This window comes from Rhodobacter sp. JA431 (genome assembly GCF_900217725.1).
Lineage (GTDB): Bacteria > Pseudomonadota > Alphaproteobacteria > Rhodobacterales > Rhodobacteraceae > Rhodobacter > Rhodobacter aestuarii.
In genome coordinates this window covers 386,842-400,941 of record NZ_OBMP01000001.1, presented here as the reverse complement: position 1 = coordinate 400,941, position 14,100 = coordinate 386,842, and the positions used below count along the sequence as shown (strand labels likewise).

General features: G+C 62.4%; 13 protein-coding genes. 10 read left to right on the top strand and 3 right to left on the bottom strand.

The window, feature by feature from the left end; translation table 11 throughout:
- Positions 1 to 42: 42 nt before the first annotated feature.
- On the top strand, positions 43 to 1,230 hold the full coding sequence (locus CRO18_RS01675; protein WP_097080830.1) for an NAD(P)/FAD-dependent oxidoreductase: 1,188 nt from the start codon (positions 43 to 45) through the stop codon (positions 1,228 to 1,230).
- Between the two features lie 30 nt (positions 1,231 to 1,260).
- Here the strand turns inward: CRO18_RS01675 and kdsA are convergent, their stop codons facing one another.
- Genes kdsA through CRO18_RS01660 form a run of 3 tightly spaced genes read right to left on the bottom strand, consistent with a single transcriptional unit; the run spans position 1,261 to position 4,679 of the window.
- Complete coding sequence (gene kdsA / locus CRO18_RS01670; RefSeq protein WP_076484919.1) at positions 1,261 to 2,094, bottom strand: 3-deoxy-8-phosphooctulonate synthase; 834 nt, start codon at positions 2,092 to 2,094, stop codon at positions 1,261 to 1,263.
- A gap of 13 nt (positions 2,095 to 2,107) precedes the next feature.
- Positions 2,108 to 4,042, bottom strand: a complete 1,935-nt coding sequence (locus tag CRO18_RS01665; protein ID WP_097080829.1) for a capsule biosynthesis protein — start codon at positions 4,040 to 4,042, stop codon at positions 2,108 to 2,110.
- A complete protein-coding gene (locus tag CRO18_RS01660; protein ID WP_076484917.1) occupies positions 4,026 to 4,679 on the bottom strand; it encodes an ABC transporter ATP-binding protein in 654 nt (217 codons plus the stop codon). Before CRO18_RS01660 ends, CRO18_RS01665 begins: the two co-directional genes overlap by 17 nt.
- Positions 4,680 to 4,850: 171 nt before the next feature.
- Between CRO18_RS01660 and CRO18_RS01655 the strand changes: the two genes are divergently transcribed.
- From CRO18_RS01655 to CRO18_RS01615, 9 genes are all read left to right on the top strand, one after another.
- Positions 4,851 to 5,459 (top strand): uracil-DNA glycosylase family protein, encoded by a 609-nt coding sequence (locus CRO18_RS01655; protein ID WP_097080828.1) that lies wholly within the window; start codon positions 4,851 to 4,853, stop codon positions 5,457 to 5,459.
- The gene (locus CRO18_RS01650) at positions 5,446 to 6,243 is read left to right on the top strand and encodes an SseB family protein (protein WP_097080827.1); all 798 of its coding nucleotides are present in this window, start codon (positions 5,446 to 5,448) and stop codon (positions 6,241 to 6,243) included. The genes CRO18_RS01655 and CRO18_RS01650 overlap by 14 nt, the downstream gene beginning before the upstream one ends.
- A gap of 75 nt (positions 6,244 to 6,318) precedes the next feature.
- Entirely contained in the window at positions 6,319 to 7,749 is a 1,431-nt protein-coding gene (locus CRO18_RS01645; protein WP_097080826.1) for an FAD-binding oxidoreductase, read from the top strand.
- A 60-nt stretch (positions 7,750 to 7,809) separates the two neighbouring features.
- A complete protein-coding gene (locus CRO18_RS01640) occupies positions 7,810 to 8,883 on the top strand; it encodes an FAD-binding protein (RefSeq protein WP_097080825.1) in 1,074 nt (357 codons plus the stop codon).
- Complete coding sequence (gene glcF, locus CRO18_RS01635; RefSeq protein ID WP_097080824.1) at positions 8,883 to 10,166, top strand: glycolate oxidase subunit GlcF; 1,284 nt, start codon at positions 8,883 to 8,885, stop codon at positions 10,164 to 10,166. Before CRO18_RS01640 ends, glcF begins: the two co-directional genes overlap by 1 nt.
- A gap of 57 nt (positions 10,167 to 10,223) precedes the next feature.
- A complete protein-coding gene (locus CRO18_RS01630) occupies positions 10,224 to 11,000 on the top strand; it encodes a serine protease (protein WP_076484911.1) in 777 nt (258 codons plus the stop codon).
- A 147-nt stretch (positions 11,001 to 11,147) separates the two neighbouring features.
- Positions 11,148 to 11,630, top strand: a complete 483-nt coding sequence (locus CRO18_RS01625) for an Hsp20 family protein (protein ID WP_097081093.1) — start codon at positions 11,148 to 11,150, stop codon at positions 11,628 to 11,630.
- Between the two features lie 129 nt (positions 11,631 to 11,759).
- The gene (locus CRO18_RS01620; protein ID WP_097080823.1) at positions 11,760 to 12,941 is read left to right on the top strand and encodes an MFS transporter; all 1,182 of its coding nucleotides are present in this window, start codon (positions 11,760 to 11,762) and stop codon (positions 12,939 to 12,941) included.
- A gap of 111 nt (positions 12,942 to 13,052) precedes the next feature.
- Positions 13,053 to 14,075, top strand: a complete 1,023-nt coding sequence (locus CRO18_RS01615; protein WP_076484909.1) for an aspartate-semialdehyde dehydrogenase — start codon at positions 13,053 to 13,055, stop codon at positions 14,073 to 14,075.
- Positions 14,076 to 14,100: the final 25 nt, after the last annotated feature.

Sequence of the window (14,100 nt, the reverse complement as noted above, 5' to 3'; positions counted from 1 at the left end):
AATGCATTGCGTTTTTCTGCGCCCACAGGCAGGGACGAAGGCATGGACACTTATGACGCAATTATCCTTGGCGCCGGGGCTGCGGGGCTTTTCTGTGGGGCCGAAGCGGTGGCGCGTGGGCGCCGTATCGCGGTGCTCGACCATGCCGCGCGCCCGGGCGAAAAGATCCGCATTTCCGGCGGAGGGCGGTGCAATTTCACCAATCGCGACCTGACGCGCCAAAATGCCACGGACCGGTTTGTTTCGGAAAACCCGCGTTTTGCGCTTTCGGCGCTGAGCCGGTTCACCGCTGCCGATATGATCGCACGGGTCGACGCGGCGGGGATTGCTTGGCACGAAAAGCACCTTGGACAGCTGTTTTTCGATGGTAAGGCGAGCCAGCTCGTCGATCTGTTGGTGGAGGGCGTGCAGGCCGGAGGCGCGTTGCGGCTGGGCACATCCGTCGAGGCGGTTCGGCAAACCGAAGCGGGTTTTGAGGTTATGACTTCCGAAGGCGTTTTGCATGCGCCCCGCGTTGTGGTGGCCACCGGGGGCAAATCAATCCCGAAGATCGGTGCCAGCCCCTTTGGTTATCGTTTGGCAGAACAATTTGGGCTGCGGGTGACGGAAACGCGGCCGGGGCTTGTGCCCCTGACCTTCGCTGAACAAGATTTGGCGCGCACAGCCCCGCTTTCGGGCATTGCGGTTCCGGCGCGGGTCACCCACGGCAAGCGCAGCTTTGACGAGGCGCTCTTGTTCACCCATCGCGGGCTTTCTGGGCCGGCGATTTTGCAGATTTCAAGCTATTGGCGGGAAGGGGACAGCCTCACGGTTGATCTGGCACCGGGGCGGGATATTGCTGCAGAGCTCGCCGCGATTCGGGCCGAGGCGGGGCGGATTGCCATTCACACCGCGCTTGCGCGCTTGCTGCCGGAGAAGCTCGCGCATCTGATTGTCGCAGAGGCGGGGCTCTCGGGGCGGCTCGCCGATCACGGTAATAAAGCCTTGGCGCAATTGGCAGCACAGGCGCAGGCCTGGCAGGTGCGGCCCGTGGGTTCTGAGGGATATCGCACGGCGGAGGTCACGGTGGGCGGTGTCGCGACCGATGAATTGGACGCGAAAACGCTTGAAGCCAAGCGCGTGCCGGGGCTGCATTTCATCGGCGAGGTGGTCGATGTAACGGGCTGGCTTGGGGGCTATAACTTCCAATGGGCGTGGTCGTCGGCTTGGGCCGCGGCGCAGGTCATTTAAACAAAAAGGGGGCTCTATGCCCCCTCTGCCTTATAGCCGGATCGGATCGGCTTTTGCCAGCCGGTCAAAGGCCATCAGCGTTTCAATGAGCTTTGGCATCTGATCGAGCGGGATCATATTTGGCCCATCTGAGGGCGCGGTATCGGGCGTTTCATGGGTTTCAATAAAGACCCCAGCAATGCCAAGGCTCACCGCCGCGCGGGCCATCACCGGCGCCATTTCGCGCTGACCACCCGAGGCGCCGCCAAGCCCGCCCGGCTGCTGCACCGAATGGGTAGCATCCATAATCACCGGGTAGCCCGTTTGCGCCATCCGCGGCAGGCCGCGCATATCCGCCACCAGCGTGTTATAGCCAAAAGAGGTGCCACGCTCGGTCAGCAAGATTTTCTCATTGCCCGTTGCCGCGACCTTACCGGCGACATTGTCCATATCCCACGGCGCAAGGAATTGGCCCTTCTTGATGTTCACCACTTTGCCGGTTTCGCCCGCCGCCAAAAGCAGATCGGTCTGACGGCATAGGAACGCGGGGATCTGGATCACGTCCACCACCTGTGCGGCGGTGCGGGCCTGCTCGGCATCATGGATGTCGGTCAGCACGGGGCAGCCGATCTGGGCACGCACCGTGTCGAGCACCGAAAGACCGGCCTCAATCCCAAGCCCGCGCTTACCGCTCAGGCTGGTGCGGTTGGCCTTGTCATAGCTGCCCTTGAAGATGAATTGCGCGCCAGCGGCGGCACAGGCCTTGGCCATCGTGTCGGCGATCATTAGCGCGTGATCGGTGCTTTCAAGCTGGCAGGGGCCGGCAATCACCGTCAACGGAAGGTCATTGCCGATCTTCAGCGGGCCGATCTCGATGGTTTTCATGCTTTCTCCGGGCTTAGCTCGACACCTGTTCGCGCAGGATCGAGGCTGTCAGCGACAGCATCAAGTAAATACCGGAAAAGATCAGGAAGGCCAGAAGGGTATCTTCAAAGGCACGCGGATAGGTGGGCTCATCGGGGGCCACGGGGCGCACGCCCATTTCAAGGTAGCGCACCTGTTTGTTGGCCTCGATCCGCGCCACTTCCATTTGCTGCGCGGCGGCAGACAGAAGGCCCTGACGGGTCTGCAATTCCGCTTCAGCGATCCGCAATTGCCCGGTGACGGCAGCGAGGGATTCGGTTGACCCCGTGCGCTCGGTCAATTGGCCGCGCAGGTCGGAAATCAGGCTTTCCAGCCGCGAAATATCGCCTTGTACCCCGGCAACGCGGGCTTGGTTCGGGCGTGGGTTGTCGAGCAATTGCCCGAGTTCGAGCCGCTTTTTCTGCAATTCGGTTTCAAAGGCTGTGACCTGCCCCATCACAGCGCTGCTTTCCGCCATCGGGTCCAGAATGCCAACCTTTTCTTGCAGGTCCAGCACCTTGGCTTGGGCCGCAAAGACTTTTGCCTCGGCATCTTCATAGCTTTCACGGGCACCGCGCATTTGGTCTTCGCGCAGCCGCGAGGTGAGCCGGTCCACTTGTTCTTCGGCGTAAGAAATCAGCGCCTCGGAAAAGGCCTTAGATACCTGCGGATCGGCGGCGACAACTTCCATCCGCACGATGCCTTCGGACGGGTCATAGCCAATCTTCACATTGCGCTTATAGACCTTGTAGGCGGCCTCATTCGTTGCATCGGGATCAAGCCGTTGCAGCGGGTCGATGCCCTCTTGCGCGAAATGCTCCTTGAAACCTTTGTCGGCCTCTAGTCGCATCATCGCATCGCGTGATTGCAAGAAGCTTTGCACCGTGACCGAATCTTGGTTGGTGGCGAGTTGCGTGCCGGAAAAGAGCGAGCCAAGGCCCGTCGCTCCGCCCATGCTATCGGCCTTTTGGATCACGAATTCGGTTTTAGTGGCATACATCGGCGTGGCGATGACGAAGTAATACCACCCGGCCAGAAGCGTGGGCAGGAAGACAAAAAACGTCAGGCGCGCGGCGAGCAGCAACAATTTGCGGCGGCGGCGTTTGGCGATGTCGCGTTGGATGCGGATGATCTCGCGGGCCCGGGCGCCTTCGTCGAGCGGCGGGGCGCCTTGCGGGGCGGGAAGTTGGCCGGGCGCCATGGTTTGTGGCAGTTGCACGCGGGTGTCGGCACCGGCGCCATCAAGGCGTGCGAGGGCCTTGGTCGTGGCCGAGCCGCGCCCGCCGACCACCGCCGGGGTGGCCGCTGCGGTGGCTTGCGCCACGGCTTCTTGATTGGATTTTTCAAGCGCCAGAAGTGCGCCGCGATCAAACGGGTCGATCCCGCGCCGACGTAGCATCAGCACCGCTTCAAAATCAGAGGTCGCTTCGACCCCGTATTTTTGCGCGGTCCGGCGGGCAAGGCGCAATTGCCGCCCGGTTAGCCCTTCGGCGCGGATCGCTTCAATGTCTTCTTCTGCGGTGCGCTCGTTCGGCCCCAAGACTTCGCTGCCCGGTCCAGCCGGGGCGGCGGTGGGAAAGCGTTCATCGCCGAAGCCATCGTCTTCAGGCTCAAAAAGGGCCTCCGGCGGTTCGGGGCGCTTTACGGCCGGGGGCTGGGGCGCGGGCTGTTGCGGATTGGCGTTTGCACGCGGCGCGGCGGCAGGCGCCGCCTGTTGTTCGCTTTGAGGATCTGCCGGTGGCGCCGGATTTTCCTCGGCGGTTTGCGCGGCGTGTTGGGCCGCGTTCAGCACCTCGCCACGCTTGGCGCGGCGGCGCAGCAGTTCCTCGACCGAATGCAGATTGGCCCCGGCTTTGGGCTGGGGGGCGGGCTGCGGGGCAGCACCGGCGCGACGGATGCGGTATCTGGCGGCCTTAGGCATGGTAGTCATACATCCGTTTCGCTTCTTCCAGAGTGTCGAACATGTAAAGCTGCCCATCGCGCAGCACCGCCGCAGAGCGGCAGAATTTCTCAAGTGTGCTCGGCTGGTGCGAGACCACGACAACCGTGGCATCTTTCAGCCGGTCGCGCAGGATCGATCCTGCCTTGCGGTTGAACTCGACATCAGTGGTCGAGGGCATGCCCTCGTCGATCAGGTAAATGTCAAATTCAAGCGCCAACAGCAGTGCAAAGGTCAGGCGCGACCGCATGCCTTGGCTGTAGGTGCCCACCGGCATGTCGAAATATTCCTCGATACCGCAGAGCCAGCGGCAGAAGGCTTCCACATAATCCGGGTCGAGCCCATAGAGCCGCGCGATATAGCGCACGTTTTCGCGGCCTGAATGCTTGTTGACGACGCCACCCATGAAGCCAAGCGGAAAAGACACCCGGCAGCTTTTGCGGATTTCGCCCTCGTCGGGCTTTTCCAGACCCGCCATCATGTTGACGATGGTGGTCTTGCCTGTGCCGTTGGGGGCAAGAATGCCCAAAGAATTGCCCAATTCGACACGGAACGACGCCTGATCCAAGATCACCTTGCGGCGCTTGCCCGTCCAGAAGGACTTGCTGACATTGTCGAATTCGAGCATGGCTCCTGTCCGGCCCGTGATTGTTGCCTGTTATCTGCCCACCATGGCGATCGTGACCTGAACTGGTTAAGATACCGCCTACGTTCGCTTTTGGGCGATATTATGTCCGAATGCGCGATCTTTCTACAATCCGCGCGATTTTGTTGCCGGGTGCGAAACGAAGAAGGCCAGATGCCGCCCGCTGAAACTGCCGAGAGGCTGATCGAAAGCATCACCGCTTGCAGGTTGTGCGCGGGGCGGTTTGCCGCCACGGCCACCGCGCATCAACCGCGCCCGGTGGTGTGGTTTCGCCCCGGCGCGCGGCTTTTGATCGTGGGTCAAGCGCCCGGCGCGCGCGTGCATGCCTCTGGCCGCCCCTTCACCGATCCGTCGGGGGATCGGCTGCGCGATTGGATGGGGGTAGACGAGCCCACTTTTTATGACCGCGACCGTATTGCCATTGTGCCGATGGCCTTTTGCTTTCCGGGCTATGATACCAAGGGGGCCGATCTGCCGCCGCCGCCACTTTGTGCGCAAACCTGGCGCGCGCGGGTGCTAGACGCTTTGGGGCAGGTGGAATGCACGCTTTTGGTCGGCGGCGCGGCAATCCGCTGGCACCTTGGGGAAAAGCGGCTCACGCAGGCGGTGATGGGGTGGAAATCGCAGGCGCCGCGCGTCTTTCCCTTGCCGCATCCGTCTTGGCGCAATACGGCTTGGCTCAAACGCAATCCGTGGTTCGCGGGCGAGGTTGTGCCCGCGCTGCGCGCCCGCGTGAAGGAGGTGCTCAATGACCCCATATGATCGTGCCCATGCGGCGATGGAAGCCGCCCCGGAAAACGAGGCTTTGCGGCTGGCGGTTTACGACCGGCTTGCCGATGCCGAACTGTTCGTGCTCTTGGAAGAAGAGCCCGTGGATGAAGACATCACCCCGCAAGTCTTTGCCACAGAAGACGGCGATTTCATCTTGGCCTTTGATCTCGAAGAGCGGCTTTCGGCCTTTGTCGGCGCGCCTGCCCCCTATGCGGCGCTGCCCGGTCGGGTGATCGCGCAAAACCTTTCGGGTGAGGGGGTTGGGCTTGGCATCAACTTGGGCGTCGCCAATTCCGCGATGCTTTTGCCGCCCGAGGCGCTTGAATGGCTGACTCATACCTTGACCCATGCGCCGCTAGCGACCTCGGCCACCCCGGTGGCGTTTGACGCGCCGAACCTGCCGCCCGCAGTGCTCGGCCTGCTGCTTCCGGCGTTTGAGGCGAAGTTTGACCAGCTTGCCGGGCTTGCCACCCATGCGCTGTTGGGCGGCGTGACTTATGAGGGCGGAGGGCGTGGCCACGTGCTCGCCTTTGTCGGCGCGCCCGAACCCGCGCAACCCGGTATTGCGAAAGCGATGGCTGAGGCGCTGGCGTTTTCGGGGCTTGAGGCGGGCGAGATTGATGTCACCTTCTTGAAAGAGGATGACGCGGCCACCGAAGTGCTGATGGAAAAGGCCCTGGTGTTGCATCTTCCCGAGCGGGTGGAGGAAGAGGTGCAGGAGCTTGGCCGCACGCCGCCCGGCATGGACCCGGACAAGCCGCCAATCCTGCGCTAAGGCGTCGCGCCGAGCTTTTCGTTGTGCGAATCTCCTCAATTGGTCATAAAGTTTGACCAGAGCGGAGGAGAAATCATGGATATGCCAGTTCCCAGCACTACGGTGCTGGCGCAAAAGACGCGTATCGTCAAAGCGTTGCGCAAGGCGCTGCCGCGCGATGCGGTGATTGATGATCCCGCCGAGACGCGCGCCTATGAATGTGATGCGCTCTCGGCTTATCGCTGTGCGCCCTTGGCCGTGGTGCTGCCGCGCACCACAGCCGAAGTCGCTGCCGCGTTAAAACTCTGCCATGAGATGGGCGTGCCGTTGGTGCCGCGCGGGGCAGGCACTTCGCTTGCGGGCGGCTCTATGCCCTCGGCGGATGCGGTGGTGCTTGGCCTTGCACGGATGAACCGGGTGCTTGAGGTCGATTTCGACAATCGCTTCATTCGGGTCGAAGCCGGGCGCACAAACCTTTCCGTCACCGGCGCGATTGAGGCGCAGGGCTGGTTTTATGCGCCCGACCCCTCCAGCCAGCTAGCTTGCGCGATTGCGGGCAATATCGGCATGAATTCGGGCGGCGCACATTGCCTGAAATACGGGGTGACGACGAACAACCTGATGGGGGTAACGCTCGTCACCATGCAGGGCGAGGTGGTCGAGATCGGCGGTCCTTATTGCGATGCGGGCGGACTCGACCTTTTGGGGGTCATTTGCGGCTCTGAGGGCCAGTTGGGCGTGGTGACCGAGGCCACGCTGCGCATTTTGCGCCAGCCCGAGGGCGCGCGGCCTGTGTTGATTGGCTATGCCTCGAACGAAGTCGCAGGGGCGTGTGTGGCCGATATCATTCGCGCGGGCATCTTGCCGGTGGCGATTGAATTCATGGACCGCCCCTGTATTGAGGCGACCGAGGCCTTTTGCCATGCGGGCTACCCCGATTGCGAGGCGCTCTTGATTGTCGAATGCGAGGGGAGCGCGGCCGAGATTGCCGAGCAATTGGGCCTCATTCGCCAAATCGCTGCGCGTCATAACCCAGTTGAGTTCCGTGAGGCGCAATCGGCCGACGAAGCCAAACGCATCTGGCTTGGCCGCAAATCCGCCTTTGGCGCGATGGGGCAAAAGGGCGATTACATGTGCCTTGATGGCACGATCCCGGTCTCGGCGCTGCCTGATGTGTTGCGCCGGATTGGCGAGATTTCGCAAGAGTTTGGGCTAGAGGTCGGCAATGTCTTCCACGCGGGCGATGGCAATATGCACCCGCTGATCATCTACAACGCCAACGAACCCGGCCAGCAGGAGCTTTGCGAGCGCATGGGGGCCGAAATCCTCAAACTCTGTGTTGAGGCGGGCGGCTGCCTGACGGGCGAGCATGGCGTGGGGCTGGAAAAGCGCGACCTGATGGAAGTGCAATTCGCCCCGGAGGATCTGGAAGCGCAGATGCGGGTGAAAGATGTGTTTGATCCGCAGTGGCTTTTGAACGCCGCCAAGGTGTTTCCGCTCCACGTCAGCGCCGCGCGGCGTGGCTAAGGCCGGGGGCGCTGCCCCCAGCCCCCCGGGATATTTAAGCAAAGTCGAAGGCAAAATGGCATGAGAGTGACGCGCGAAAGCGAATTGGCCGATGTGGTGCGCGAGGCCACCGGGCCGTTGCAAATCATCGGCGGTGGCACCCGGCCTGTGGGGCAGGGGGGCGGCACGGCGCTGCAAGTCGCCATTTCCGGCATTTCGCTTTATGAGCCGGGCGCGCTGACGCTGATTGCGGGCGCAGGCACGCCGCTGCGCGTGATTGAAGAAGCGGTGGCCGCCGAGGGGCAACGCCTGCCGTTTGAGCCGGCCGCATGGAACGCGCTTTTGGGCACCACAGGCGAAAGCACGATTGGCGGCGTGGTGGCGGCCAATGTGTCCGGGCCCCGCCGCATTCAAGCTGGGGCCTGCCGCGACAGCCTGATTGGCGTGCGTTTTGTTGATGGCACCGGGGCCGTGCTCAAAAACGGGGGCCGGGTGATGAAGAATGTCACCGGCTATGACTTGGTCAAGTTGATGGCGGGCTCTTGGGGCACTTTGGGGGTGCTGAGTGAGGTGGCGTTCAAACTGCTGCCCGCCGCGCCCGCGCAGGCAACGCTGGTGATGGATGTGCCGCTCGCAGAAGCGGCAAAGGTGCTTTCCCAAGCGCTTGGGTCGCAATTTGATACCTCTGGTGCGGGCTGGTTGCCGGGCGTAGGGGCAATCGTGCGGCTTGAGGGGTTGGCGGATTCGGTCGCCTATCGCGCGGGCAAGTTGGCGGAGGTTTTGGCCGCTTCTGCGCCGAAAATCTTGCGCGATGAGGGCGCTGCGCTTTGGCGCGACTTGGCCGAGGTGAAACCCTTGCAAGGCGCGCGCGGTGATCTGTGGCGGTTCTCGGTCAAACCCTCCGAAGGGCCCGAAATTGCCGCGCGGCTTGGCGGTAAAGTCGTGCTCGATTGGGGGGGGGGGCTCGTGTGGGCGCGTGTGGCCGAGGGAACCGATGCCCGCGCCCTTGCCGCGCCCTATACCGGCCATGCCACCTGCCTGAGCGGGGCCTTTGCGGCCTTTGAGCCCGAACCTGCGCCCGTGGCCGCCCTCAGCCGTGGCCTGCGCGCGCGCTTCGACCCCAAGGGCCTTTTCAACCCCGGAAAGATGGGCTGATGCAGACCTCCTTCACCAACGAACAATTGGCCGACCCCGAGATTGCGCGCGCCAACAAGATTTTGCGCGCCTGTGTGCATTGCGGCTTTTGCACCGCCACTTGCCCCAGCTACCAAGTGCTGGGCGATGAGCTTGATAGCCCGCGCGGGCGCATCTATCTGATCAAGGAAATGCTCGAAACCGGGCGGCCCGCCGATGCGCGCACCGTCAAGCATATTGACCGCTGCTTGGGGTGCTTGGCGTGCATGACCACCTGCCCGTCGGGCGTGGATTATATGCATCTGATTGACCATGCCCGGGCGCATGTGGAGCGCACCTATAAGCGCCCCGCCTTTGAGCGGTTCTTGCGCTTCGTGCTGGCCAAAACTGTGCCCTATCCGCACCGCTTCCGGTGGGCGATGCGCGGCGCGCGGCTCGCCAAGCCATTAGCTTGGGCCTTCCCCGATGCGCGGCTCAAAGCGATGCTGGCGATGGCCCCCGCGCAACTGCCCAAAGCCTCGAAAAACGACCGCGCCCAGACCTTTGCGCCCATCGGGCCGCGTCGCTACCGTGTCGCGCTGCAAACCGGCTGCGCGCAAAAGGCGCTCGATACCGATATCAACGATGCCACGATCCGGCTTCTGCGGCGGCTGGGATGTGAGGTGGTGATCCCCAAGAAATTGGGCTGCTGCGGCGCGCTTTCGCATCATATGGGGCGCGAGGCGGAATCGCACGCGCAAGCCGCCGCGAATATTCGCGCGTATCTGGCGGCGGGTGATCTGGATGCGATCATCATCAACACCTCGGGCTGCGGCACGACGGTGAAAGATTATGGCGTGATCTTTGAAGGTGATGCTTTGCAGCCGCAGGCCGAAAAAGTGGCCGGGCTCGCGAAAGACATCACCGAGTTTTTGCAAGCCATCGGCCTGCCGGAAGCCGCGCCGAAGGGGCTGCGGGTAGCTTATCATTCCGCTTGTTCGCTGCAGCACGGCCAGCAAATCAAAACCGCGCCGAAAGAATTGTTGCAACAGGCCGGGTTTGACGTGGTCGAACCGCTTGACCCGCATCTGTGTTGCGGCTCGGCGGGGACTTACAATTTGCTTCAGCCCGAGATTTCCGCCGAACTCAAGCGCCGGAAGGTTGACACGCTGGAGGCCACCGCGCCGCAAGTGATCGCGGCGGGCAATATTGGCTGCCTTGTACAAATTGGCTCGGGCACGCAGGTGCCAGTGGTGCATACGGTTGAACTGCTCGACTGGGCCTTGGGCGGGCCAAAACCGCGTGCGCTTGCGGCCTTGCCATAATCTTGCCGAACCCGCAGGCTAGGTGGAGCAAAGACCCGGAGGAACCGAGTAATCTTGATGCGCCGTCTCGCCCTTGCAGCCATCTTCGCGGCCCTTTGTGCCGTGCCGAGCGCCGCTTTTGAAAGCGGGTTGAAGCTGTTGTCCACCGGCACCGATAGCCGGGGATGGGAGGCGGTCGGGCGGCTTGACCTTGGCCATGGCAGCTTTTGCACCGGCACGTTGATCGCGCCCGATTTGGTGCTAACGGCCGCGCATTGCCTGTATGACCCTGCCAGCGGGCAGATGATTGCCGCAGGGGCGCTCGAATTCCGCGCGGGCTGGCGCAATGGTCGGGCGGTGGCCTATCGCCATGCGCGCCGCGCGGTGGCGCACCCCGATTACATTTACGAAGGTCCCAAGAAATTCGACCGCGTCGCCTTTGATCTTGCCTTGGTGGAACTGGATCAACCGATCCGCCTGCCACAGGTGCAGCCCTTCGCAACAGACACCGCGCCGGGGGAGGGAGATACCGTCGGCGTCGTCTCCTATGCCCATGATCGGGCCGAGGCGCCCGCGCTACAAAGCATGTGCAATGTTCTCAAGCGCGAAGGCGGGATTGTGTTGATGAATTGCGCGGCCGACTATGGCGCCTCTGGCGCGCCGATTTTTGCGATGCGCGGAGGGGTGCCCAAAATCGTCTCGATCGTGTCGGCCAAGGCGCATTTGCGCGGGGATGAGGTCTCGCTTGGGGCGATGACCGAACATTTGACTGATCTGCGTGCCGAGCTTGGCTTGCGCGCCCCCGCAACGCATGAAACCCGCCGCGTGGGTGGGGCAAAATTCGTGCGCCCTTAACGCATTTCGGGGTCTTGAAACCCGGATTTCCCTCTCCCAAATCTAGTGCATCGGGGTGCCATGACGGGCCCCGGCAAACCCGCCCGGCCCCGTTTGGGGCGGGCACATCAAAGCTAAACAGACATCGCTCAAGAGAGGATGACCAACATGCGTGCTTTCGACTTTTCGCCCCTTTATCGCGCCACCATCGGCTTCGACCGCGTTGCCGATATGATGGACCGGGTTTTGGCGGCCGATATGGCGCAGCCGAGCTATCCCCCTTACAACATTGAAAAAACGGACGAAAACGCCTACCGAATCTCGATCGCTGTGGCGGGCTTCGGCTCGGATGAGCTGAGCGTTGAGCTGCGCGAAGGCGCACTGATCGTCACCGGCCGCAAAGCGGAAGATGAGGATGGCCGGACCTATCTGCATCGCGGCATTGCCACCCGCGCGTTTGAGCGCCGTTTTGCGCTCGCCGATCACATGAAGGTGACCGGCGCAAGCCATACCGATGGCATGCTCAACATCGACCTTGTGCGCGAAGTGCCCGAAGCGCTGAAGCCGCGCCGGATTGAAATTGCGGGCCCCGCCGCGATCCGCACCAAAACCGTAGACACCATTCAGGCCCCCGAAACGCTCGACGCGTAATGGGAGCAACCTCCGCGACTGGGGCGGCCTTCGGGCCGCCCCTTTCGTTTGTGCCCCATACACTTGCCCTCTTGTCAGCGCGCGCGCCTCACGGCAGCTTGGCGCGATTGTGAAGGGCTTGGGGGGATCATGCGCCTGTCGATTGCATTCTTGGTGGCGGGCTATGTGCTGAGCCAGTTTTACCGCGCTTGTCTGGCGGTGCTGACGCCGGTCTTGAAAGAGGAATTGGGCGCAACCGCCGAAGATCTCGCGATCTCTTTGGGGCTTTGGTATCTGGCCTTCGCGGTCATGCAAATCCCGGTGGGCGAGGCGCTTGATAGGATCGGCCCGCGCCGCACGGTGGGGGTTTTGCTCGCCTTGGGCGGCGGCGGGGGCGCTGCGGCCTTTGCGTTGGCCAATGGCCCGATGGGCATTCACTTCGCGATGGTGCTGATTGGCATCGGCTGCGCGCCGGTTTTGATGGGCTCTTACTACATCTTCGCGCGCTCTTTCTCACCCGCGCTTTTTGGCACTTTGGCGGCGGGCGTGATCGGCGTGGGCTCGCTTGGCAACCTTGCGGGCGCGGCCCCCTTAGCGGCGGCTTTGGACGCTTTTGGCTGGCGGGCCACGCTTTGGGCGCTGACCCTCATCACGCTGTTGGTCGCCGCCGCGATCTTCACCTTTACCCGCGACCCGGAGCGGATCGAGGCGCAACCGGGGCGCAAAGGCTCGGTGATTGATATTTTCCGCCTGCCCGGCTTTTGGCTGATTTTGCCGCTGATCTTTGCCAATTATTCTGCCGCTGCCGCCATTCGCGGCCTTTGGGCGGGGCCGTGGCTGTCTGATCTGCATGGGGCCGATGCGGCGCTGATTGGCTCGGTCACCTTGGCGATGGGCGTGGCGATGGTGCTTGGCAACTTCGCCTATGGTCCGGCGGATAAGCTTTTGGGGACGCATAAAAGGGTCGCCATCTTGGGCAACGGGCTGTTGGCTTTGGCGCTTGGCTGGCTCGCCTTCGCGCCGGACGCGGGGTTGACGCAGGCGACGCTCTTGCTTGCTGCGGTGGGCTTTTTCGGCGCCTCTTTCCCGGTGCTGATGGCGCATGGCCGGGCCTTTTTGCCGCCGCATCTGGTGGGGCGTGGCGTGACCGCGCTCAACCTTGTCTCGATCTCGGGCGCCGGGATCGGGCTCTTTCTCTCGCGTCCGGTCTTTGCGCTGGCCTCTGAGGGGGGCGATCCGGTCACCGCTTACAGGGCGCTTTTCGGCTTTTTCCTGCTGCCAGTGGTCGTGGGGCTCGCGGTTTATCTGTTTTCTCGTCCGCATCCTGATTAAGCGCCCAAGACCGCGCGTTTTGGGCATCACTCGCGCGAAATTGCCGCGAATCCCTTTCCAAAGCGGGCGGTTTCAGCTACGTGGCACCGTTCTTTCGAGAAGGAGGCCTAGATGGGCTATAAGGTCGTCGTCGTCGGTGCCACGGGCAACGTTGGCAAGGAAATGCTGAACATTCTCGCCGAGCGCGAGTTTCCGGTTGATGAAATCGCGGCGCTGGCGTCGCGCAAGTCGCTGGGCACGGAAGTCAGCTTCGGCGACCGAACTTTGAAGACCCAAGACCTCGAGCAATTCGACTTCACCGGCTGGGACATCGCGCTCTTTGCGATTGGCTCGGACGCGACGAAAGTCTATGCGCCGAAAGCCGCCTCGCAAGGCTGCGTGGTGATCGATAACTCGTCGCTTTACCGCTACGATCCGGATATTCCGCTGATCGTGCCGGAAGTGAACGCCGATGATATCGTGCGCTACACCAACAAAAATATCATCGCGAACCCGAACTGCTCGACCGCGCAAATGGTTGTGGCGCTCAAACCGCTGCATGACCGCGCGAAAATCAAACGTGTTGTCGTCTCGACCTATCAATCGGTTTCGGGCACCGGCAAAGACGCGATTGACGAGCTTTGGGATCAGACCAAGGGCCTTTATGTCCCCGGCCAAGAAGTTGCGCCGAAGGTCTACCCGAAACAGATCGCGTTCAACGTGATCCCGCATATCGACGTGTTCCTCGATTCCGGTGAAACCAAGGAAGAGTGGAAGATGGTCGCCGAGACGAAAAAGATCGTCGATCCGTCGATCAAAGTCACCGCGACCTGCGTGCGCGTGCCGGTGTTTGTGGGCCACTCCGAAGCGGTCAACATCGAGTTCGAAGAATTCCTTGATTGGGAAGAAGCGACCGAGATCCTGCGTGAAGCGCCGGGTGTCATGGTGGTCGATAAGCGCGAAGCGGGTGGCTACATCACGCCGATCGAATGTGTCGGTGAATATGCGACCTATATCTCGCGTATCCGCCAAGACAGCACCATTGAGAATGGTCTGAACCTGTGGTGCGTGTCGGACAACCTGCGCAAAGGCGCGGCGCTGAACGCGGTGCAAATCGCCGAAGTGCTGGGCCAGCGCTGCTTGAAAAAAGGCTAAGCCGTCGTTGATCACGGCTGGCTAA